The following is a 21,862-nucleotide window of genomic DNA, read 5'->3' as shown; positions in this document are numbered from 1 at the left end:
CTGTGGTGGGAGGCGGTCGCTACCGTCGTCGTCGGTCGGAGACGCACTCTCCGGCCACATCGGCCCTGGTGGGTCTAGCCACCCACCAGGGCCTCTGGCTATTTCGGTCAGGGGTTGTGTCAGGTTGTGCGGTCAGACGCCCAAGTCGTCGAACCATCCGGGCGGTGCAGCGACGAACTCGTTGCGCAGCGCCGGGGTGTTCTGATGGGAATCGCGGCTGCACCGGTACATCGGGCCGTGCTCGGCGTCGAGCATCGTGCGCAACTGAGGGTCGGCGTGATGGACCCACCACCCCGACATCGCCGCCCCGTCGTCATCGGCGGCCGTCGCGGACTCCCATGCAGTCCACAACGAGTGCAGCCGCACCACGACTTCGGGGTGCTCCCACCAACTCGGGCAGAACACCTGGTTCTTGCCGGGCGAGGTCGAGAGTTTGCGGGACACGATCGCCGAGAACCACGCATCGAACCAGGCATCGAACGTGGCAAATCGTCGGGGCTTTTCCTTGTCGGTCGAGGCGATCTCGTCGTGTCCGGTCTCGTCGTGTCCGGTCTCGTCGAATGTCGGCTCGTCGAATTCGGTCTCGTCGAAACTGGTCTCGTCGTATTCGGTCATCGGTACGGCTCCTCGTTGCTGATGGCCGTGACCGTCTCGGCGGTCGGGGCTGCTGTTCGCTCGGTCTGAATCAGGTCCTTTTCGGGGATGCCGTAGCGGGCGAACGAGGAGTCGATGCCGTCGGCGTTCGGTCCGTCGGACCAGTACACCTTCACCACCAACACCGGCCGGTTACCGGAGATCAATACCAGTGCACGGGTTTTCGGGATCGCTCCGAGGTCGTCGACGGTCAGGATGGCTTCTTTCGACCAGGACTGCGACTTCGACGACGACCCGCCGTCGAACACGCCGCCACTGCGGGAGTTGGACCAGCGTTCGACGTCGTGGTCACCGACGAGTGCGGACAGTTCGGAGAGGGTGTTCTTGTCTTTCAGTCCGCCGCCGTACCAGAGGAAGTTCGCGGCATCGAGGAGCTGCTTGACCCCATCTTGGCCCCAGACCTTCTGGGCCTGGGAGAGGTTCTGCACGATCGTCATCACGCAGATCCCTTGCGAGCCGAGGTGGGAGTACCACGCGGGCAGCTCGGGGAGGCGGCACACGTTCGCGGCCTCGTCGAGGATGCACAGCATCGGCACCGGCAACCGGCCGCGCGGACTGCGGCGGGCGATCCGTTGCGCAGCGTCGATGATCGACCCGATCAACGCCGTGGTCAGCGCCGACGACGAATCGGGGCCTTCCTTCGACAGCGCGTAGAGGGTGTCACGGCTGGTGACGAACTTCTCGACCACGAACTCTGTCATCGCGTGCGGATACCTCACTCCGGCACCGATTGTGGTGTCCGGGGTGTCGTCGGTGGAGAGGTCGACTCTGTTCGGTGGCAGGATCGACATCGCGTACGACTTCTCCTCCAGCAGACCGATGAACCGGCGAGCCATGTCGTACAAGCCATCTCGCTGGCGCGGGTTGAGATCGCTGGTCGATTTCAGGCGCATCGCGACGATGGCGTGCCCGTGCTCCAGCAGCAGCTTCTGGGGCAGTTCGTTCGCCTCGTCGGACAGCCAGCCGTAGACGTGCAGCAGATCTCCGCCACCGCACGCGGCCGCGAACATCATCTGAGCGAGCAATTCCTGTGCGCCGCCGTCGAAGTAGGCATCGACGCGGGCCGAATCATCGCGCGAGGCGGCAGCGAAGTACGAGGCGAGCTTGCGGGCGGCGACGATGGTGTCGATTCCGCGCAGCGGATTCCACCAGAACCCGTCGCCCGTGGTGAGCGGCCCTTCGGCGATTCCCTGCAGGTCGTAGCGCCACACCGTGCCGAGCTGCTCGCGGACACCGCGAGTGAAATCATGACCGTCCCGCTTGTTCGAGGTGAACAGGGCAGCGCCGGGTGCGGTGCACAGTGCGTCGATCGCCAACGCCGCAGTCTTGCCCATACGGGGACCGGCGAGGGCGAACAGCATGTCTTCCCACGACATGAACACCTTCTGATTGCCCTGGACGGTGCGTCCGACGACGACTCCGATGTCGGCGTCGTCGAGGGTGTCCAACTCGGCAAGATCGGATCGCAGCGACTTCGCGCGTTCGCGTGCCTGCTTGCCGGTCACCCCGGTCAGCTTCGATGTCGATCCCATCAGGCGGGCCTTGGCGTCGACGTCGTTCTTGCCGCTGCCCGTTGCGCGGGCTGCGGTGACGACGCCGGTGAGACCGGAGACGATGATCACCGCTATCACGAAGATCCATGTCGACACGCTCGGCCAGGTCAGCTGTCCGCCGGCGACTGAGAACAGCGCCCCGAACGGGTTGCCGGGGATAGATTCACCGGTGTCGACGAAGACGTGCCCGAGCCATAGTGAGCCGTAGCCGAGCGCGATCAACACGATCACCACCGAGACGGCGATCAGCGGGAACATCGACGACGATGTCCCGGCTCCTTTGGAGGTCGGCTTCTTGGTCACCATGCGTCCACACCAGCCCCGGTGGCCGTGTCGACGCCGCGGTCGATTTCGATGACGTTTGCGACTCGGTCGGTGATGTCGATGACCGACTCCGACGGGCGGTTCTGGCGGGGTGTCTCGAGCATCAGATCGGCCAGACGGATCGGTTCTACGTCCGCAGCGGTGGAGGAGACGTCGAGGGTGCGTTCGGCGATGTCGTCGAAGTCGAGAGCGTTGAGCTCGGCCGGTAGCTCGAGAGCATCCAGAGACAGCCCTGGACGCAGCACAGCCTCGTCGATGCCGTTGTCGATCAACCGTTCCCGCCATGCATCCTCGTGCACAGCTGTGCGGTCGAACGTGGCGTCCGCCCACTCCTGCTGTACTGGGTCGGTGAAGGTCTGCGCTGCGATCAGCTCGTGTGCGACACCGGTCGCGGCGAGAAATGCCGCAGCCCGCGCCAGCGAGAGGTCGGAATCGAGCAGACCGAACGCGCGGCTGTCACTACGCGGTTCGTACGAGTGAGTACGTGAGCGGATTTCCTCGCGGCGGACGTGTGCGCGGTCGGGCAGGGTGCGGCGGCGTGCGGCAGCCAGGGTGGCGCGTCGGCCGCGTTCGTAGGCGGCAGCAGCGATCTGCGAGCGACGCTGGAGTTCGGCGGTAGACGGTTGGATGCTCATCGACGGACACCGCCGTCGGAACCTGACCGATTCGCGGAAGTGCTCGACACGAGCAGGAATGAAGTCGACATGGAGGGCCTTCACTGGGAGCGTCGGCCAGCCCACAGCTCGAAGACACCGACACCCGAGAACTGGTGTGGTGCAGCGCTGTTGCTGGATGGACGCTCGACCGTGACCCTCATCGACGGTCGAACGTCATCAGACTAGCTCATAGCTGCGTGCTCTCGCATCCCGTCCGGGAAGCGAGACCGACGTCGTTGGTGCCGGAGCTGGCACGACACACAGGGCGGGCCGAAGCCATTGTGGTGCTGTCTATGACTCGAAAAGGCGGGAAGTTGTGCGTGAGCCCGCGCCGGACCGGCAGCATGGCAATCATGGGTGATGTCATCGAGTTCGTGCCGCGGTTCATTCTCACCGATCGACAGCGGGAGCTGCTGCGGATACACGCGTGGGTATGCGCTGACGGTGCGTACGACGACATCGAGGAGCGCGGCGGCGATCCTGTCGATGCGACCGAGTGGTGGTATTTGTTCGACCGGTTGCCGGAGTGCACCTACAGCGAATCCGTCACGTGGAGGCGTCAGATGGCCCGATCGTTCGACGACCTGGCCGAAGACCTCGACGCCGGCGAGTTACCCCGACCGCGCACGATGGCAGAGCAACTGGCGCTGTTGATCGTCATCGCGCAGGCCGCAGCTGCTCTCTCCGACGCCGAGTACGGCGAAGACGTCGCCGCCCTGGCTACTCACCCGCAAGACGGCGACTGGGATGCCGTGTCCGACGGCCTGATGGACGACCGTGATGCCGAAGTCTTCTACCACCCCGCCACCGCCCTCCAAGGGCTACAGGTCTTCCCCTGCCACACATGGTTCACAGCAAGGGTCGGTGAAGATCCACGCGATCCACGACGAGGGTTTCGGCGATAGCCACGAGTTGCGCGCAGGCCTCCGGTCCCGTGCGCGTTGCACAGTCGCGGTTGGGTGACGTCTCGGTGTGGGGGTCAGGTTCGGTGTAGTTGTCGGTGGGCATTGAACGACGCTGCTCGGCCTGGGGTGAATGCGGGGCACGACGATCCGACGAGCCCTGCCCTGGCGTTTGCGACCGCGTCGACGCCGGTGGGTCGTCCTTCGACGATGGTCCCGCTGTCGTCGACGGCGATGTAGCCGCGCTCGAACAGGGCATCGCATCCGAGCAGACATGCCAGCATCGCCACGTTCGGGTAGTCCCATCGTTCCTGGTTGGTGCAGTGAGCGCGGGGTTTGATGTGACCGGCTACGAGTAGCGCGACAGGTAACCGTCGTCCGCACAGACCGCACTCGGCCTCGGTGCGGCCGTCGAGCAGCCGTCGGCGGAGGCCACGCTGCTCGATTCGTCCCCACACGCTGGTAGCTGCATCCGTTTCTCCGTGGGCCGGTGCGGGGAGGGCCTCGCCGGAAGGGCTCGGGTTGTCGAGGTCGATCTCCTCGAGAAGCAACGACCCCTGTTCGTGGGTGAGTTCAGACAGGTACTTCTGCTGAGGTGTGCCGTTCTTGTCGAGAGGACCCGGGGACCCATGCGGGAGAAGTTCTGCTATTCGCTGGGAGTGGACGCGCAAACCTTCGATGACGGGGTCGACCCGTACGAGCCACCCTGCGTCGGGCTGGGCGTCGACGTCCTTGGGATAACCGTCGGGGCGCTGGCAGGGCGAAGACGCGGTCGTCGCGACACTTACCGCCCGCAGGTACGGGCCGTCGTAATGAAACACCACGTCGCCGGGCTTGATCTGTTTGATGAGGGCGCGGTCGGTCGGGAGCGCACCGTTGATCCGAGGCGCTGTCCAGAGCGTCCCTTGTTCTATGGCCGTGGCGTGGTTCTTGCCTTGGCTGGCCCACCAAAACGTCATAAGCGCCCTCTCTCCGTGTCGGCTGCGACCTGCGTTCGATTGAGGTGCACGATGTCCGGCTCCTCGTTGCGCGCTGTACACAATGCTGAAAGGAACACCGCGTCTCGTCAGGTACCCCTCGTCCTGGCACACTTCCAGGCTATGGACGGGCTCGACTTCGGAACGCCGAAAACGTACAAGAACCGCAGCGGGAATGACGTCACCGAGTGGCCGGACGGTCTCAAGCTCGTCCGGTTCGCTGACGGGAGAGTCAAGGTCGGACGCCAAGGAGCCGTTCTACGCGGCGGCAAAGACGGGGTCACCGTTCAGGAATTCCGGGGCGGCAACAACCCCACTGCGCATGTCATCACCGCCTTCGACGACCCGTCGTAGTCCGGTGCCGAGCAACACAGTGGTGAGTCGTTGCGGAAGGCACTTCGCCATCAAGGCCGAGCATGGCAGGCTATGCCAATGGTCCGACAACAACTGACTTCCACCGAGGTCGTCACCAAGGCGCAGACCTTCCCACGGCTGCGCTACATGGGGTCCAAGTACCGCTTGTTGCCGCACCTCGAGCGGACATTCGCCGAGCTCGGAGGCGCGACCGCAGTCGACGCCTTCTCCGGCTCAGGTGTTGTGTCGTACTTGCTCAAGGCCCAGGGATTCCAGGTCACGAGCAACGATTTCCTCACCTTCCCAGGAGCGATCGCCCGTGCAACGGTCGCGAACTCCAGCGTGAAGCTGGAAGCTGATCTGATCAATCAGATCTGCGGCCCGCCGGCGGATGACCGCGATTTCATCCGTACGAAGTTCGACGGCCTGTACTTCACGGCCGAGGATCGACAGTTCCTCGACTCCGCCTGGTCGCACATAGACGCCCTTCGCGGATACCGCCGCGACCTCGCCATATCGGCATTGGTTCTTTCAGCAGCTCGCAAACAACCGCGTGGCGTGTTCACCTTCACCGACTCCACCCGCTATGCAGATGGTCGACGGGATCTCCGGTTGTCGTTGCGCGAACACTTTCGCGAACGCGCCGCCGAGTACAACGCCACCGTGTTCAGCAACGGTGCCAAAAGTGATGTCGTGACAGGTGATGTGTTCGACATCGCCAACAACACCCCCGACCTGGTGTATCTCGACCCCCCGTACGCGCCACCGTCGGACGACAACGACTACATCAAGCGCTATCACTTCCTCGAAGGGCTCAGCGTGTACTGGCGGGGTACGACGATCATGGAAGAGACCAAGACCAAGAAGCTCGCCAAGCGGTTCACCCCGTTCGCGTACAAACGCACCATCGAGGACGCCTTGCTGCGTACCTTCGAGCATTTCGAGGCATCCGGTGCGATCGTGCTGTCGTACTCGTCCAATGCCATCCCCGATGCGTCACGGATCGTGGACCTGCTCGGAAAGGTCAAGCCGAACGTCGAGGTGGTTGCTATCGACCACAAATACAGTTTCGGAACGCACGTCGCCGCGACCCGGCGGGACGTGAGCGAGTACCTGTTCATCGGACGCGACTGAATGAGCGAGGCAGTACCGTTCGATCAGTACGTCACCACTCTTGGGCGGTTGACCGGCCACGTCGATCCGACGGCGGCATCCCCGGCAGCGGACGATATTCGAGACGCAGCCCGATCGTTGGCGCAGTTAGAGGATCACGAACCAGCGACCCTTGCGGGGTGGATCGGGACTCATCCGAAGTGGGTGCCGGTGCTTGGATTGGCCGTTGGTCTGTCCCAGGAAAAGCTCAAGAACGTCATGCGAGACAAGTTCGACACCAGCGGTTGGGTCACGCTCGCCCGCGAACGACCCAACGATGTCATCGACTGGCTTGACGTCGACTTCGACCTGATCCGTATGGTCGCCACGCAGCTCGATAGGAACTACGAATTCGGAGACGTACTCGTAGCCCGGGCAGGGCCACGTGTGACCGCCACTCGGGCAGGAGAGTCAGGTCGCAAAGTCGAGGACGAAATCGAAGCCATCGCAAGCGATCTCGGACTGACCTATGAAACCCGCACACGATTCACGGGGCGAAACGGGCGAACTGCCCCCTGCGACCTTGTTGTCCCTGACACTGAAAACGCCGCAATCGTCGTGGCCGCGAAAGGGTTCGACTCCACGGGTAGCAAGCTCACCGATGCAGTCAGAGAGATCGAGGAGATGGCCGACGTCCGGCTGCCTCGGCAGTTCGTCATCGCAGTGATCGACGGTATCGGGTGGAAGTCGCGTAAAGCCGATCTTCGTCGTATTCACGCTCTATGGGAGAGTCAGCAGATCGACGGCATGTATACGTTGGCCAGCCTGGACAAGTTCCGGGAGGACCTGGAAGACGCCGCCCGGTTACGGCGATTCATCTGACGCTCGAGTCCCGATGCGAGAATCCATCGGCGTCGGGCACGGATGGCGTCTTCGCCTCGCTCGTTCGATGTGTTTACGAAGTGTCCATTTGCTTCAGCTCCGCATCCCATGCTTGGAAGTTCCACGGAGTCACCCGAAAGTCACGGCGCATTTCTCGAAGCATCCTGCGGGCCTCCAGGCGTCCGTCGGTCGCGTGAGCGGCCAAGACCTGCGCGCGGTTCTCGGCTTGGGCCTCATCGCTCGTGTAGATCGTTAATGCGGTGAAGATGTCGGCGAAACCCTCCTCCAGTTCCGCATCCATCTTCTCCAAGGTCTCTTGCTCGTCCTCGGTGAACAGCTCTTGGACAAGAGGGTCTGGACCGGATCCATCTGGCAGCGAAGCCGGCACGTACCGGTACACGATCCGTTCCGTGATTAGGGCACTGAACCAGGCACTGTACAACTGGGGCCAGCCGGTCATCGTCTCTAGATCATGGCAACGCTTGTATGCAGCTAGTGCCTCGCGACGTAGGTCCCAGTACATGGAGACGCGCGCCGCCGAAATCTCTCCGGTGTGCGTCACCATGAGGAATTTCCGGGAGAGTTGAAACGGATCCTTGATGACTCCGAGTCGAACGCGCATCGCGCCGCCACTAGGGAAAGTGGTTCGGAATGTCGTGCAAAGCCCGCGCCAGGACCGAGCGATCATCGTGAGGTCTGCGCCAGCGTTGATGGAAATCTTCATAGCCGCGGTATCTCGGTGGGCGATTTGCATAAGGCGTCGTTCGATGAACTCAGCGTCGTCGATGCCGATTCCCTCGTCGAGGCGAGTGCTGAGATAGAAGCTCCATTTTGCAAGGTACGGGCCGTCTCCCTCGAGCCGACCGTGGAGCCAGTCAAGTCCGGGATGGAGGGTCACCGTTCTCCTGCTTTCCCTCGACGATGCTCCTCAACCGTTGGCACGCCGTCTGGGCAGCTTCGTCGTCGAGCCCGGCTTCTTTGAGAAGTTGGACGACCTCGCGGTCGATCGAATCGGGTAAATCAGGCCGTCCTCTGACTTCAATGACGATCCTGTGCAACGTTTCTAGGTCTTCGAGTTGCTGGGTCGACGTCGGCTCCGACCGGTCGCGGTGTGCGATCTTTCGTACAAGTCGTAAGGATGCTTCGGCGAGATTGCCACCCCACGCTGAGAGCATTCCGCCGGCAAGTCCGCTGATCGCCACGGCGATTACCGAGACCGTCCACTCTGCTGTGTCGAAGTCGTACCGATCGCCGCGCTTTGCGACCGCGTACTCCGATCGGTCTGAGACCACGTCGATGAGACTGAGGTACTCGTCCTCGATGTCTGGCATCATGTTCTCCCTGGTCCAATCGTGAAGCACACGTTGGGGACTGGAATTGTCGAGCCGGTGTTCTAGACCCACTACCGTCGTCGAGTTGCCGCCGTACGTCGTCTGCCAGTCCCACTGCCGGATCGAACCACACCGCTTCGGATCTTGTCAGTCGTTCGATCGGCTGTACACGACTGACCAGGCCATCATTCGGCTTGACTGCTCCGTATTGTCACCAATGCGCGGGCGGAGCTGATGGCGTCCCCTGCAATTTTAATCGTTATCGCGGCCCCAGCAACGATCACTATCTGCCCCAACAGTGCGAGCCACCTGCCCCAGTCTTGGTAGTTGTCGGCCGATGCTGCGCTGGCGTTGGATATTCCAAAAAGCACGCCCCCCGCAGCTCCTGTGATCGCGCCGATGAGTGCTATCTCAAGTAGTTGGACCACGAGCCAGTCCCGTGTTGCAGATTGCTCGTCCCTGGATGCGGCGTTGAGCCGCGTCGCCTGTCGGGTGATCCTCTCGGCGAGGCGGCGATCAAGAAAGCGCTCGAAGGGGCGGGCAAGGTATTGAAGGCTTTGCCCCATGATGGCCCCGAGGAGCAGGCCGAGCCAGAAGATTGAGTCCATGACTCAGAAATTCTAAAGGGCCGAACAAAGACTAACGACATTCATTACCGATAACGGACCTTATGTCAGGTATCGGCCGGAAGTGGCTGGTAAACAGCCTAATTCGGAACTTCTAGCCGGTGGAGAAACGTGCGGTTGCAACATGGAACCCAGGCTCGCGGCCAGCTTCGGTTTGCGGCAGTCCGTGGTGCTCGCGCCCCAGCCATGTGACCGTCCGCGAATCGAAGTGCGCGCCTACATAGTCGCTGACCGCGCGATCGATCTCCGGCGCGCCAATGTCGACGCGAGCGTGCCGCCGCCGCACAACCAGGTGTGCTTCGCCCGTGGCGCAGCTTCCGGCCGACGCACTCGGTTCGAACTACGCTTGTCGGTCATGACCTACGACTTCTCGAGGCTCGGCCCAGATGGCTTCGAGCAGATGGTGCAGGCCCTTACGCTCGCGAGTATCGGGGGTCGGGTTCGGATCTTCGGTGACGGCGGCGATGGCGGCCGCGAAGCCACTTTCGACGGCGAGTGCCACGTGCCCGGAGGCGGCGACTGGAACGGCTACGGCGTCATTCAGGCGAAATTCAAAAGTCGCATCACCTCCACTGGAGTGGACCAGAACTGGTTCTTCACCGAGGCGACGAAGGAACTCGACGCATGGGTGGGCCGGGGGCGGAAGTCGCCGCGACTGCCTCCCCCGGACTACCTCGTGTTCGCGACCAACGTCGTACTGACTCCAGTCAGTAAGCGCGGTGGAGCCGATCGCTTTGAGCAGCTGATGGTGAAATACCGGGACCTTACCGAACCCGGGACCGGTAAGAAGATCGGACTCCCTCACCTGAAAGGTTGGGCCGCTTGGCATCCTGATCAATTGACCGGGCTCCTGAACAACCACCCAGCAGTCCGGCAGCGTTTCACCGACCTCATCATGCCCGGCGATGTGCTGTCCCGTTTGCTTGATCACGTCGCCGAGCAGGACGCGCGGATTTCTCAGATGCTGGTGACGTATTTGGTGAGAACGTTGAAGGCAGACCTGATGATCGGGCTGGGAGAGTCCGGCGAGCAGTCGTCGCAGCGGCTGAGGCTGGAGCAGGTGGCGGTTGACCTCCCCGCGCACTTCGGGCTAAGGGGCAGCGCCTCTGAGGACGACTACGTGCTGCGCCGGATCGTCTTGGCCGCCGACGAGGTGCGCGACCCCGAATTCGGTCTCACCAGCAACGCGCAGTTCATCGTCCTCGGCGGTCCGGGCACCGGCAAGACCACGCTGTCGCGGACGCTATGCCAGATCTACCGCGCCGCGCTCTTGCAGGGTCACCACCCCGTTCTGACCCAGCAGAGCGCCGAGACAAGTGCTCGGGTGCGAGAGGCGTTCAGCGCACACGCTCTCCCCGCGCCAAGGCTGCATCGCCTCCCGGTGCGCGTGGTGCTCAGTGAGTTCGCCGACGAGCTCAGCGCCAACCGCACCCTGACGGTGCTGCAGCACATCACCAATCTGTTCAACCACCGGCAGTCGGACCAAATGAGCATCGCCGACGTCAAGCGGCTATTTACGCAGTGGCCGATTCTGGTCGTGCTCGATGGCCTCGATGAGGTGGCCGCAGCCAAGGACCGAGATCTTACGAATGAGCTCATTGACGACTTCCACACCGAACTGGCCGCCCAGCGCGTTGACGCGCTGGTTGTATGCACCTCACGGCCCACCGGCTACACCTTCGACAGCAGTTCCGGGTTCGAGCTCGTCCAACTGTCGCCCCTGACCCGAGACCAAGCCCTCGACTACGCATCCCGCCTCCTGAGGACCAGGTTTCCCGACGACCTGGACAGCCAAGACACGGTGATGACCAGGGTCAACCGTGCGGTTGCTGAGCCAGAAACCGCACGCCTGATGACCACCCCACTGCAGGTAACCATCGTCGCGCTCCTCCTGGAACAACGAACTCGCGCACCGCATAGCCGGTTCGCGTTGTTCAACGCGTATTACGAGACGATCTACGCGCGTGAACGCAACAAACACCCCACAGCAGATCTCGTCTTCGAGCGCTATAGGCCCCAACTCGACCGCATTCACCAACAATGCGCTCTGACGATTCACTTACAGGCCGAGCAGTCCGGTGACGCCGAATCGATCCTCGCAAAGGAGTCCCTGTCGGTCATCACCGCCCGAGTTATCGACGAGGACGGGTACACCGGCGAGGAGGCCCGTCGTATGGCCGTCGAGATCGACGAGCTGGCTGCCACGCGGCTCGTGCTGATCGTTCCTCGGCGGGAGGGCGTCGCTTTCGAGGTCCGCACGCTCACAGAGTTCTTCGCCGCTAAGCGCCTCATGCAGTCATCCGACCCGTCTGACACCCTAGAGGCCCTGATTCCGGCGGCGCACTGGCGGCACACATGGCTGCTAGCAGCTGGCCTCGTGTTCCACGAGCGCACCTTTCAGCGTGACATGGTGCTCAACCGCCTCAACTCGATCGATCAACAGACCGCGGTCAACCGCCTCGTCCAGCCTGGCGCGCTTGCAGCAATAAGCGCTCTGCTCGACGGATTCGCAGCAAACACACCTCGGTGGCATCAGGACTTCGCACGGTCGGCCCTGCGCCTGGTAGACGGCCCAAGCGGCAACCATATTGGGGACCTCAGTGACGCTCTAATCAGTTTGATGCCAGACGACACGGTGCTGAGTGAGGTGGTGTGGGACGAGCTGGACCGCCGACTACGCACCTCGTTTACCGGTGCTGCGCGCACCCTTGTCATCCTCATGGCCCAAGCGCCGGACGCTATCGGAGTGCAGGCGCAGCGTCGAGTCGACCAGCACGGAGAAAGCGGTAGCCGTCCCGCACCACGGGCGACCAAGCCTGTGATCTCGACGGACTTCATGACCGCTGCCGTGGAAGCCGCGAGCAGAGAATTTGGCCACATTGCATCCGGAGATCTGAAACGCGATTGGCGGAACCTCCTGGACATGGGTGCCACGGCTCTGTCCGGGACGGACGGTGACGCGACCATCGAGGGTGTGCGCGAGATCGTGTGCCGGGCCGCCGCAGCCGACGACGACGCTGCGACCGTGATTCGGCCACGCATGGCCGCCGCGCTACTGCTGGACCGGGTGGGCCATCGCATCGCGGACAGGGGCGTATGACGGGATTGGTCGCGGCGGCTCAAGTGCGGACACCACCACGGCGGCACGCTTGCCGGGTTTGCCGCGCAGATTGCTTTGTAATCAGGTGATTAAAATCGTCTGTCGCACAATCTAATCCGTACCGATACCAGATATTATGACGTTTGCGCTGCTCGAGAACGCTACAGCAGGGATTGAGTTAGGTGATCACAATCGGTTGGGGCTCGATTCGCCATCGGCTGCAAGTTGGGTGTCAAGGCGTCATTGGTGGTCGTCTGTTGTGAATTGCTGATACGGGTCGGCAAGCGAGCCTTAACTGTTCGGCGCGCCGAATGGCTGGAACAGAATGCCGTCGTGGCACGCTGATGCGGACTCGGCCGATGCATTAACGGCTTCTAGACGCAAGCTTTAAGGCCACTGTTAAGCACACCGTCATAGTCATTCCAGTCAGATTGTCGTTCGCCGTATAGGTTGACGACCGCCGGAGCCAATAAACCTTGATCCATACTCAAAGTGACACTTGTACGAATCTGGTCTAGTACGTCTTCAGGAATACTCGTAATCTTTGGTGCTTTTACACCACTTCTGCCGTCTTTGATAGTAACGTAGTGTGCAAGGTCATTAAATCTTTGTTGATCAATTCCACCCCTGCCATCGGCTATGTGCAAAAGTCCTTCTTGATAGATGTCATCCCGTGCGTAGCATTCATCACCGAAAATAACACCCCCGCTTTGACCGCCAGTTGTAGCAACGGAGCCTGTGGGGCTCGCGCCAGTTTGGCCTTGGCCTGGATCGCCAGCGCAGCCGATAGCTGCCAATGAACCGACAGCGATGAGTGCTGCACTGAGACCGACTGCTCGCGCAATCTCGGCGGAGCGTTTGCTGAAGCTCTTTGATGGACCATTATTCTGCGGCATTGATTGGTTATAGCGCATCCGTTGTCGGGCGGCCGCGCAAGTATCGAAAATCACACGCTGGCGCAGCCGGAATGGCGATACATACGTGAAGTTCATTCAAACGCCGTATGAGAAAGAATCACGCGTGGGGGGACGGCCCACGCAGCTTCATGCGCGCTCTGGGTCGGTCCGCTCGGCGCAGCCTACCTAATCTTCTCAGCGCCCGCCTTCGCGTCGGTGAGCCCTGACCGGGGCCGAACACCGGCCGTCCATGGCGTCGTTGAGGATCCTGACGGCAGCGGCTCACGCCTGGGCGGAGCGCGGGCAATACGACCACTCCGGTTAAGCTGATGGATCACACAGTTCTACCTACTCATGCGACTCGCTGACGGCCCTCTTTATATCCTTGTGAATCGTCAAATCGTTGTACGCAAACGTGTCGGTGAACTGCCAGATCGAGTTCCCGTTTGGCGTCGTGAGGAGTTGGTAGAGTCCGAAGTACTTACGGCCTTCGCTGTTTGATTCAAGTACCATCAGCTCAGCCCCGTCAGGACCGATTGGGCGGCCACGGAACGTCACATTCTTCAATCGGGGGTACGTGTCGTGCACCTCATTGACCATTCGTATTGCGTTAGGTCCATTGATTATGCTAATCGATTCGGAGAACTCCGCATTCTGCGGTGACATAATGACGGAGAGCATCTTGCGTCCTTCCTCTTTACTTTCATCGGTCTTACCATCTTGCGATGACGCGTCATAGAGATCTATTGCGACTTGATTCGCAATCTGCTGAGGTGTGTACTCACTCTTATCCTCCGGGAGATCGTTGTTGAAGAACTCTTTCTCTCTGCTTCCGACAGCCGGGATAAGATAGCTGTAAGCATCAGCGCGCCACTCGTCGATACGTGGACCGTAGTGATCAAGACGAACCGAATCGGGTAATTCACTGAACGCTTGAGAGCTCATTTTATTCATGCTGTCTTCTGTGATCTCTACCTCCGGCACAGTCCCTTCGGAATCGAATGCAACGAAGTCGTCCGAAGAGGCCACGTCAGATATCGAATCCTCGGGAGAATCCGTTATGACTTTTGCCCCGAAAACGACACCAACAGCGAGCGCGACCACGGTGACCGCCGCAGCGGCGAGCGTTTTTGCTGGCGTCCAGTAAGTAGCCGACTCGTCGTCATTCATTCGATCGTCGGACTTGTCATCGCCAGGCATGTGTGTCATTGAGTGCTCCCAGGAATTAGCGCGGGCCGTACATCGTGCGCGGCCTCATCAATCGTGGTCTTTTATCTCCCATGGTCAGCTAGCGGCGACCTTCCGCTTGCGTTATGGCGATTGTTCGGTTTCGCAGCCCGTTTCTTGCGTCTCTGCGAAGACCCAAATCTGGGTCATGAGGAGGCATTGCGCGTTGTTTTGGCCATGCATCGACGGGACGTCGGATCTGCCCAACGTGTACAGCGTCGGAGCTTCGACAGAGGAAATCGTGGTGTCGGCCTCGGCTTCGGGCACGATGAAGGCGGCGATATTCGAGTTCTTGAGCTGGACGTCGAGTGTTGTCCCTGCAGGCACTGGGTCCTCGAATCCAATACCTCCGCTGCGTTCTGAGGCTTCGGTGTGGAAGAACAGCGGCATGTTGGTGAGGGTGCACCAATCGCCTTCGTTCGCTGGGATGTTGGAAGAGAAGCCCTTGTCGCGTCCTGTGGTGTCAACTGTGCAGAGTTCGCTGCTAGCCGACCACGTGGGCTGAATCGAGAAGTCTTCGGGGAACGGGGCGTTACGGTTCGGTGTTGTGTTTTCGAGAGTCCCGGATGCCTCGATCGTCCATTCCAACTGGGCCTCACCTGGTTTCGAGTTGGCGATATCTTTGTCTACTGAGATCGTCGGCTCGTTTATCACTGCCCGGTAGGAGTAGCCATCGGAATCGGTCCACTCACTGGTGAATAGGACGGCACTCTGCTTGGCGGAGCTCGTTGCGGGCGCGGTACTTCGAGGAACCGAGGTCGAAGCGCCGGTCGCGGCGTCACCTGCCGGTGTCGTCGCCCCCGTCGCTGCCGGTGTGTCGGTTTCGGCACCGCATGCTGAGAGCAGGACACCGACGGCGACCAGTTCGGCACACACAGTCCGGCTTCGTTTGGACAGGTTCATAACCGAACTCATTTCTCGACGACGAAGGATGTCTCGGAGGTCAAGCCGGTAACCAGGTCTCGCAATCGAATCGTGTAGTTACCGGGAACAGTGATGAAGTAGCGCCTAGCGCCGGCGTCGCCGTTGAAGCTTCCCGACCCGCCACTGCTGCATCGGGCAGATTTCAAATCTTCCAACCCGGCCTGCGGACCTTCGATGCTGACGATCACCTGGCAGTGCTCGCCGTCGTATTCCACTCCCTCCGCGGTCGTAGCGGTCCACGAATAGGTCATGTCGACGGACGGCGATTCCTCACCGCCCATCGCGTACCGGTTCGGGCCGATCGCCCGCCCGACTTTCACCGGCTCGGTCAGCCTGTTCGCCATCGAGATGGAATCGATGGAGAACACCTCGTCCGGCACGCCGGTCAGATCCACCGAATCCCCGCCGCGTGCACGAATTACCACTGTTGCGGAGTTCTGTCCGTTGAATTCACCGGCGAGGCCCTTCACTGTGGTGGCCAGCAGTGAGGCACTCTTGGGCAACGATGCGATACCGGTGATGGTGTTGCCCAACGCCTTCAGGGCTTGTCCCCCGACGTTGAGCGCCTCTGATTTCACCGCAAGGGACCCTGCGGTCGACGCGCAGTCGAACGCGTTGCGGCTCAGTTCGCCGGCTTCGGTGTCGGAGGCGTCCTCGATCTTCTCCCAGGTCACGCCGTCGGCGATGCATTTGGTCCCGCCTTCGACGGCGAATGGATCGGCTATATCCATCGCGGTGTTGCCACCCCACACCATCGAGGCACCGTGCATTCCGATGTCGACCAGTGTCATCGCGGCCTGGGCGCGCATGTCGATTTTCCTGGGCACGTTCGGCGGCGCGAAGACAACTTCCGAGGAGCCCGATGGGTGCAGAAGCGTGCCGTCGCCGAGTTCGGAGTCCAGCAGGCTGCCGTACAGTGCCGAGTTCGCTGCTGCCGAGAGCGAAATGTCCGTCGACTCCTGCCGCTCCAGTGGTGCGGGCGTCGATCGAAGAATCCACCCGAGCGGTGAATTCGAGTACAGGGTCACCGCGAGGTTCCCTCCTCGATCGGCCAAGCAGGGCCACACGACGTCTTCTGCGGGGGCCGCTGCCTCGTACGTGACCGCGCCGATCGTCGCGGGCTTGCCGTAGCAGCTCGGCGCGTCGGTTTTCTGCTCGAAGAACCCGTCGACGTTGTCGGCCACTTTCTCTCTCAACGCCGAGTAGTCCACTGTGCCGTTGTAGAAGCTGCTCAGGTGTGTGGTCGTCGCCGTCAAGGTCCTTTTCGATGCGTCCCATTCCGCTGGTAGTAGTTCGGAGACGGGCGGCTCGGTGTTGCTGACCGCTACGACGACCGAGTCGACGTTCTCACCCATGTCGTCGAAGCGGGTGTCGGAGGTCGGAATCTCGAACGCGACCGTGATCGGTTCCTTCGGTTGTTCCTCGTCGCCGAGCACTATCGATGCACCGCCGCCCAGTTGCAGTGCCGAGGACGCTGTCGTGGGAATCGATTCGGCGGGTGCGAGACGGACTGCAGTTCCCGCTGCGGCGACGCCTGCCGTCGACTCGACCTTGACGCTGGCACCGTCGATCTCACCGGTGAGTGTCACTCCGTTGCCGTCCACTGCTGCTTCGACCGCACGCGGGTCCTGGGTGGGTCCCGTCGACTCCTGCGTGACCGTTACATCGGGAGTGTCGGTCGGCGCGCCCGAGGAGCACGCTGCGCAGAGCAGGACGACGAGTGCGACGGATGTTCGGAGCAGCAGCGTGGCGGGACTGGTTCCGATGCGCGGCGAGACGGTAGCGATGTTCGATCTCCTCCGAGCGATGATGATGTGCCCCAAATAAACGACACTCCCAAATCCGATGTCAAGGTTTGTCGGTCGAATGAAGGACATCGCCATGTTCTGCCTGGAGGTAAGGTCCGCTCGAAAAATGCTCGCATCGAGGATGGGGCCATGCTGAGTGACATGGAAAGCTCAGACGACGTATGCACCATGATGCACGCCAAATCCGTTGGAGCTCAGATCGTCATCTCACAAATGGCAGGGTGGAGCGACTTCCCGAGATATACGCGATATGTCGATGCGCCCGGGTATCTTCCTGCGCGCTGCCGAGAACAACCCGGGCACCGTGAAGCCGTGGCACGGTACCGGCAACGAAATCCCGAATCGGGCCATGACAACGGACCAGGCAATGGGTACGACCGCGACCTTGAACTCACGGTGTGATGGACCTATGGACATGGCCCGTCAAGAAGTCATGACTGGCCATGTCCCTGGCGTCGGCCCAGAATGGCTAGTGGTCTGTCGGTGAAATACTGCGGTAGTTTGTACCATGCCTGATTATGGCTGCGGCGGCTTTGCCGGTTACGGATGATCAGCGTGCGGAGTTGGCGAGGATGGCGACGTCGACGTCGACGTCGCTGCCGCATCGGACTGTGATGCAGGCGCGTGGCCTGTTGTTGGCGGTCGATGGTCGTGCCACCTCTTCTTGGCTTACTGTTCGACGGTGTTCGAGTCGCGGATCGACAAGTGTGACAGTTAGAGTTCCCCGGAAGAGCTCCCTTGTGGCAGCATGCGGGCAGTCCCGTTGATGGAAATTAGCGGGACTCATTTAAATTTCAGCGACTCTGGAGCAACGAACGTGAAAAGTCAGCTCAACATGGTGTGGCTTCCCGCAGCGGCAGCGCTCGTCGTAGTCCTAAGTTCCTGTAGCGACGGCGACGCAAACACTGTGTCGGACGCTTCGGGTGAGGCAGATTCGGGGAGTGTGGGCACAAGCTTCACCGACCGAGCCATCTCCGGATCCGATTGCCTCAATCGGCCGGACATCTATCAAACCGGGTCATTCTACCTCCACGAAAGTACGAACTGGGAGGATCAGGATCCCGACGCGATCAACGGTTACCTGGACGGCTCGAACATCGTCATTGGGGACGGGCCCGAAAACTCAGCTGACGGAGGCGGGTTGATTTCTGATATCCCGATCACGATGGTCGAGCAGATACGTGATAGCTACGAGGACTACATGAACGTGGCCACCGGCGGAATGGGCCTACCCGCTCCGAAGGTTGTTGTACTGTACGGGGAACCGCCCGAAAGCTCCGACAACTACGACGGACTACCCAACGAAGGGCTCAACGTCTGCCTCGCAAAATAGCTTTTCCCGTACTTTGTTTCAATGAATGTCGCATGGGTAACGCCCGTTCCGGCTGCACTGTCGTGTGATTTTCGGTACTGGATGCGCTATAACCATCTGATGCCACTGCGAATAAGCTCGAATGTCGACAGTCGTCAACTCAAGGGTCGGGCACATGGACGGGCAGTGGGTTCACGCCGAATTGTCCATCTCCGGACGCGTGTTGTGAGCGCACTCGTTCTATGCGCTGGAGCAACACTGGCACTAGGTGCCTGCTCGGGAAGTTCATCGAACAAAGTAGCCGAACCAGATGGGAGACAGTGGCAAATCCGAAAGCAGCGAAGTCATATCAGGTGCGGAATGCGTAGGCCGAGCTGACATATATCAGGAAGGTCTATTAAATCTAACAGACGGTAAAGACAATATTGTTCCCGAAAAATTTAGCAATCTGCAACAGAATATTACACTTTACGATGGCGTCTCTGGAGTAGATGGCCCACGGATCGATGAAATCCTAGCGGGCATCCTCGCGCAGATCCGTGCAAGCATCGATCAGCAAATTGCTCGTGGCGCAGCGCCATCACTTGTCAAACTTTACGGTGAACGTAGCCCGGACGCTGACGATTACGACGGCAAGGTCAACGAGGGTCTTCGTGCCTGTACAGCGTGATCCACTGTTATAGAGATGCCCCAGCCGATTCGCAGGGGCGGGATTAGTCGTATTACGGAGAGGCCGGTCTGATGGCCCCGGATGGTATCCATTGTTGTAGGTCGATGGTTCCCCGCTTGTTACCGGATGTTGTCGTGCGACAAATCAGCCCAAGCCAATCGCCGACTGAGCAGCATCGGGGATTGGCTTGCAACCGTTACGTTTCGATATTCACGGGCAACAAAAAGGGCCGACTCGATTTGGACCGGCAGTGGGTTCCCGCCGACGCCATCACGCCATCACATGACCGACACCACCACAATGGTAGCCACTCGGCGGACCGGCGATCACCGACAATCAACACTCACCACCGCAAGCGCAGGAGAACACCCATGAACATCGGCGACCGCTACCACCTCGCACCCGGCACACCCGGCATCGTCGTCATCCGCGAAATCCGAGACGAAGGCCTCATCCTCGTCGAAAACGAAACACCAGGCCCAGGCGTCTACCCCTACCTCGTCAAACCCGACCCCCTCGTACCCGCAACGAGCTGAACGCCCTAACCACGACGCCGGCGGAGCCACCGAGCGTGCGCAGAGTGAATTCTCGCCGCCCGCTCCCACGAATCAACTCGCAGCGGAAAACCGCACCACGCACAGAAATTGTCCAACGGCAACGGAATTGGGCTACTGCACCGCGGGCAATCATCCAAACTCGACCGACTCGTCGACGGCTCGATCACAGGGTCGCTGTCCATGAACCAAGACCCTGCCAACGCCACCGACAGCCACCACCGCCGAAATCAGAGCTACCGCGACACCGAGCCTGGTCCCGCCCCGTCGCTCCCGCACAATCACCTTTACGTTGGAGGGGTCTGAGGCACCCGCTTCAGGCGCTCGTCGGCGGTCTGGGGCGTGGCTCGACAATCACCTGCTGCCCCGGTGGCTTCGCGTGGAAGGTCACCCCGGACCGTGACGGGTCGTTTCGGCCGCTGATTGAGATGTGTTCGCGATTTTGTCGCTGTGTAAAGGTGTGCCGGCGAAACGGCCCTGACGAGCCCCATGCGTCCGAAAGGAGTGCAGATGGTCGAAAAGGTCTGGGTTGGAATTGATGTCGGACGCCACGCGCATCACGCCGCGGCGGTCGACGACAGTGGCGCTGTGCTGTGGTCACGTCGTATTCGAAACGACCATGCAGAGATCGAGACGCTGCTCGACCCAGTCGCAGATGTCGATTCGGTGGTATGGCGATCGACATGACCGCGCCGGAGTCGGCCTTGCTCCGCGGCGTGCTGCACGCGCACCGCCAGCAATTGCGGTATGTGCCTGGTCGGGTCGTGCACAGCATGACCGGCGCTTTTGCTGGTGAAGGCAAGACCGACGCCCGCGATGCGGTGGTCATCGCACAGACCGCACGTCTACGTCGCGACCTCGCCCGGGTTTCAGAATCGCTGATCGGGTAGCCCCCATCAGCCTCCCACTGCCGGACCGCCCGAGTCTGCTCCGGCTGCGTTCGCAGGTGTCCCGGTCTTCGCAGTCATAGGCATCTACTCGCGCATGTCGTAAGTTCGAAGGTGTAGCTGCGTCGTCATCGATATCGGAACGAGTCAGGGGATCGAAATGAACACTCTCAGTGTGGTCATTCCGGTACTGGACGACGTCGATCATCTGGGCGAGTGTCTAGCGCCGCTACTCGACCAAAGCGACGATATCGACCGCATCGTCGTCGTGGACAACGCGTCGACCGACGGAACGCTCCAATTGGCGGGCTACCGCTCGTACCAGGAGCACGGTCTGGCCTCGCCCAAGCTCGGGCGGATGTGGCCATGGACTGGATGATGCACACGCTGCGCTGGCCGATCTCACGTCTGTTCGCAACGGTACCGAGCCGGGCATTGCCGGTCGACGATCAGGCCGAGTCCGAAGAACGGATTCGAGCCGCCGCGTGACAGTCGCCAAGCGCATCCGCGACTGGATACACAGTTCGTCGGACGTCGTCTGGGCTCTCGTGCAGATACGTCAGGCAACCGTCGTCTCGCTGGCGAATCTGCCGCTCTTGCCCGCGGTGCTTCGTGCGTCCGTACTGCGTCCGGCAGGGCTGCGCACATCCGGCCCGTGCCTGGTGTACGGCGGTTCGATGATTCAAGGCCGCGGATCGGTACGGATGGGCACCGGCGTCTTCGTCAACTTCGGTTGCTATTTCGACACCGTGGCCGACATCGTGATCGGTGATCACGTGTTCATCGCGGACCACGTTCGTCTTCTCACCAGCACACACGACATCGGGCCGTCGGGGCATCGGGCGGGCGCGTTGCGGGGAGAATCGGTGACGATCGGTCGGGGAGCCTGGATCGGGTCCGGGGTGGTTGTCATGCCCGGCGTCCACATCGGTGCCGGATGCATCATCGGGGCGAACTCCGTGGTGACGAGAGATTGCGAACCCGACGGTCTATACGTCGGCAGTCCGGCCCGTCGCCGTCGGGAGTTGAACAGCCCTCCTCCCGAGCAACGCTGGATCGGGGAGAACACCGACTTCAGCGATCCGGACACATTGCGACGTCTGTTCCCTCCGCCGATCTCTGATTCCTGAACC

Annotated in this window: 22 protein-coding genes and 1 pseudogene; 12 read left to right on the top strand and 11 right to left on the bottom strand. The window is 61.2% G+C overall.

The annotated features are described in order from the left end of the window. Positions 1-132: 132 nt before the first annotated feature. Genes K414_RS28035 through K414_RS0100530 form a run of 3 tightly spaced genes read right to left on the bottom strand, consistent with a single transcriptional unit; the run spans position 133 to position 3,166 of the window. A complete protein-coding gene (locus tag K414_RS28035; RefSeq protein WP_051364828.1) occupies positions 133-615 on the bottom strand; it encodes a DUF4913 domain-containing protein in 483 nt (160 codons plus the stop codon). Beyond that, a complete protein-coding gene (locus K414_RS25600) occupies positions 612-2,513 on the bottom strand; it encodes a type IV secretory system conjugative DNA transfer family protein (RefSeq protein ID WP_051364826.1) in 1,902 nt (633 codons plus the stop codon). Before K414_RS25600 ends, K414_RS28035 begins: the two co-directional genes overlap by 4 nt. Then, complete coding sequence (locus K414_RS0100530) at positions 2,507-3,166, bottom strand: TraI DNA relaxase (protein WP_081701505.1); 660 nt, start codon at positions 3,164-3,166, stop codon at positions 2,507-2,509. Before K414_RS0100530 ends, K414_RS25600 begins: the two co-directional genes overlap by 7 nt. Before the next feature lie 374 nt (positions 3,167-3,540). On the opposite strand from K414_RS0100530, the gene K414_RS28030 reads away from it, so the two are divergent. Continuing rightward, positions 3,541-4,092, top strand: coding sequence for a hypothetical protein (locus tag K414_RS28030; protein ID WP_152530334.1), 552 nt, complete (start codon positions 3,541-3,543; stop codon positions 4,090-4,092). 74 nt (positions 4,093-4,166) lie between these two features. Here K414_RS28030 and K414_RS28025 read toward each other — a convergent pair whose 3' ends face one another. Then, on the bottom strand, positions 4,167-5,048 hold the full coding sequence (locus K414_RS28025) for an HNH endonuclease (protein WP_027494188.1): 882 nt from the start codon (positions 5,046-5,048) through the stop codon (positions 4,167-4,169). Between the two features lie 141 nt (positions 5,049-5,189). Here K414_RS28025 and K414_RS25585 point away from each other — a divergent pair, with 141 nt between their 5' ends. The 3 genes from K414_RS25585 to K414_RS0100505 all read left to right on the top strand — a co-directional run bounded on the left by K414_RS25585 (position 5,190) and on the right by K414_RS0100505 (position 7,394). After that, positions 5,190-5,420 (top strand): hypothetical protein, encoded by a 231-nt coding sequence (locus tag K414_RS25585; protein WP_037218690.1) that lies wholly within the window; start codon positions 5,190-5,192, stop codon positions 5,418-5,420. A gap of 78 nt (positions 5,421-5,498) precedes the next feature. Further along, complete coding sequence (locus K414_RS0100510) at positions 5,499-6,554, top strand: DNA adenine methylase (protein WP_343294172.1); 1,056 nt, start codon at positions 5,499-5,501, stop codon at positions 6,552-6,554. After that, entirely contained in the window at positions 6,555-7,394 is an 840-nt protein-coding gene (locus K414_RS0100505) for a hypothetical protein (RefSeq protein ID WP_027494185.1), read from the top strand. A gap of 73 nt (positions 7,395-7,467) precedes the next feature. Here the strand turns inward: K414_RS0100505 and K414_RS0100500 are convergent, their stop codons facing one another. The 3 genes from K414_RS0100500 to K414_RS0100490 form a co-directional block, all read right to left on the bottom strand. Continuing rightward, positions 7,468-8,292, bottom strand: coding sequence for a hypothetical protein (locus K414_RS0100500; RefSeq protein ID WP_027494184.1), 825 nt, complete (start codon positions 8,290-8,292; stop codon positions 7,468-7,470). After that, complete coding sequence (locus K414_RS0100495) at positions 8,270-8,725, bottom strand: hypothetical protein (protein ID WP_152530333.1); 456 nt, start codon at positions 8,723-8,725, stop codon at positions 8,270-8,272. The genes K414_RS0100500 and K414_RS0100495 overlap by 23 nt, the downstream gene beginning before the upstream one ends. A 185-nt stretch (positions 8,726-8,910) precedes the next feature. Then, positions 8,911-9,333: a hypothetical protein gene (locus K414_RS0100490; RefSeq protein ID WP_027494182.1), complete on the bottom strand. Its 423-nt coding sequence runs from the start codon at positions 9,331-9,333 to the stop codon at positions 8,911-8,913. A 373-nt stretch (positions 9,334-9,706) separates the two neighbouring features. On the opposite strand from K414_RS0100490, the gene K414_RS0100485 reads away from it, so the two are divergent. Beyond that, positions 9,707-12,451, top strand: coding sequence for a hypothetical protein (locus tag K414_RS0100485; protein WP_152530332.1), 2,745 nt, complete (start codon positions 9,707-9,709; stop codon positions 12,449-12,451). Between the two features lie 374 nt (positions 12,452-12,825). Here K414_RS0100485 and K414_RS28780 read toward each other — a convergent pair whose 3' ends face one another. From K414_RS28780 to K414_RS0100470, 4 genes are all read right to left on the bottom strand, one after another. Further along, positions 12,826-13,443, bottom strand: a complete 618-nt coding sequence (locus tag K414_RS28780; protein WP_152530331.1) for a hypothetical protein — start codon at positions 13,441-13,443, stop codon at positions 12,826-12,828. Positions 13,444-13,695: 252 nt separating this feature from the next. Next, on the bottom strand, positions 13,696-14,556 hold the full coding sequence (locus tag K414_RS0100480) for a hypothetical protein (RefSeq protein WP_027494180.1): 861 nt from the start codon (positions 14,554-14,556) through the stop codon (positions 13,696-13,698). 102 nt (positions 14,557-14,658) lie between these two features. After that, positions 14,659-15,477 (bottom strand): hypothetical protein, encoded by an 819-nt coding sequence (locus tag K414_RS0100475; protein WP_027494179.1) that lies wholly within the window; start codon positions 15,475-15,477, stop codon positions 14,659-14,661. An 8-nt stretch (positions 15,478-15,485) separates the two neighbouring features. Continuing rightward, positions 15,486-17,321 carry a hypothetical protein gene (locus K414_RS0100470; protein ID WP_152530330.1) on the bottom strand — a complete coding sequence of 612 codons (1,836 nt, stop codon included), beginning with the start codon at positions 17,319-17,321 and terminating at the stop codon, positions 15,486-15,488. Between the two features lie 802 nt (positions 17,322-18,123). Here K414_RS0100470 and K414_RS0100460 point away from each other — a divergent pair. The 7 genes and pseudogenes from K414_RS0100460 (at position 18,124) to K414_RS25580 (ending at position 21,859) form a co-directional block, all read left to right on the top strand. Continuing rightward, the gene (locus K414_RS0100460) at positions 18,124-18,639 is read left to right on the top strand and encodes a hypothetical protein (RefSeq protein WP_152530329.1); all 516 of its coding nucleotides are present in this window, start codon (positions 18,124-18,126) and stop codon (positions 18,637-18,639) included. A gap of 289 nt (positions 18,640-18,928) precedes the next feature. After that, positions 18,929-19,288, top strand: a complete 360-nt coding sequence (locus K414_RS28775; protein ID WP_152530328.1) for a hypothetical protein — start codon at positions 18,929-18,931, stop codon at positions 19,286-19,288. A gap of 371 nt (positions 19,289-19,659) precedes the next feature. Next, on the top strand, positions 19,660-19,824 hold the full coding sequence (locus tag K414_RS29035) for a hypothetical protein (RefSeq protein ID WP_161631772.1): 165 nt from the start codon (positions 19,660-19,662) through the stop codon (positions 19,822-19,824). A gap of 528 nt (positions 19,825-20,352) precedes the next feature. Continuing rightward, a pseudogene (locus tag K414_RS29800) lies at positions 20,353-20,714 on the top strand (IS110 family transposase); the annotation flags it as partial. A 175-nt stretch (positions 20,715-20,889) separates the two neighbouring features. Continuing rightward, positions 20,890-21,108 carry a glycosyltransferase gene (locus K414_RS0100440; protein WP_027494174.1) on the top strand — a complete coding sequence of 73 codons (219 nt, stop codon included), beginning with the start codon at positions 20,890-20,892 and terminating at the stop codon, positions 21,106-21,108. Further along, entirely contained in the window at positions 21,096-21,218 is a 123-nt protein-coding gene (locus K414_RS29730; RefSeq protein ID WP_272913798.1) for a hypothetical protein, read from the top strand. Before K414_RS0100440 ends, K414_RS29730 begins: the two co-directional genes overlap by 13 nt. After that, on the top strand, positions 21,215-21,859 hold the full coding sequence (locus K414_RS25580; RefSeq protein WP_237606106.1) for a DapH/DapD/GlmU-related protein: 645 nt from the start codon (positions 21,215-21,217) through the stop codon (positions 21,857-21,859). The genes K414_RS29730 and K414_RS25580 overlap by 4 nt, the downstream gene beginning before the upstream one ends. Positions 21,860-21,862: the final 3 nt, after the last annotated feature.

This window comes from Rhodococcus sp. JG-3, assembly GCF_000482405.1.
Classification (GTDB): domain Bacteria; phylum Actinomycetota; class Actinomycetes; order Mycobacteriales; family Mycobacteriaceae; genus Rhodococcoides; species Rhodococcoides fascians.
This window is presented reverse-complemented; position numbering and strand designations above follow the sequence as displayed.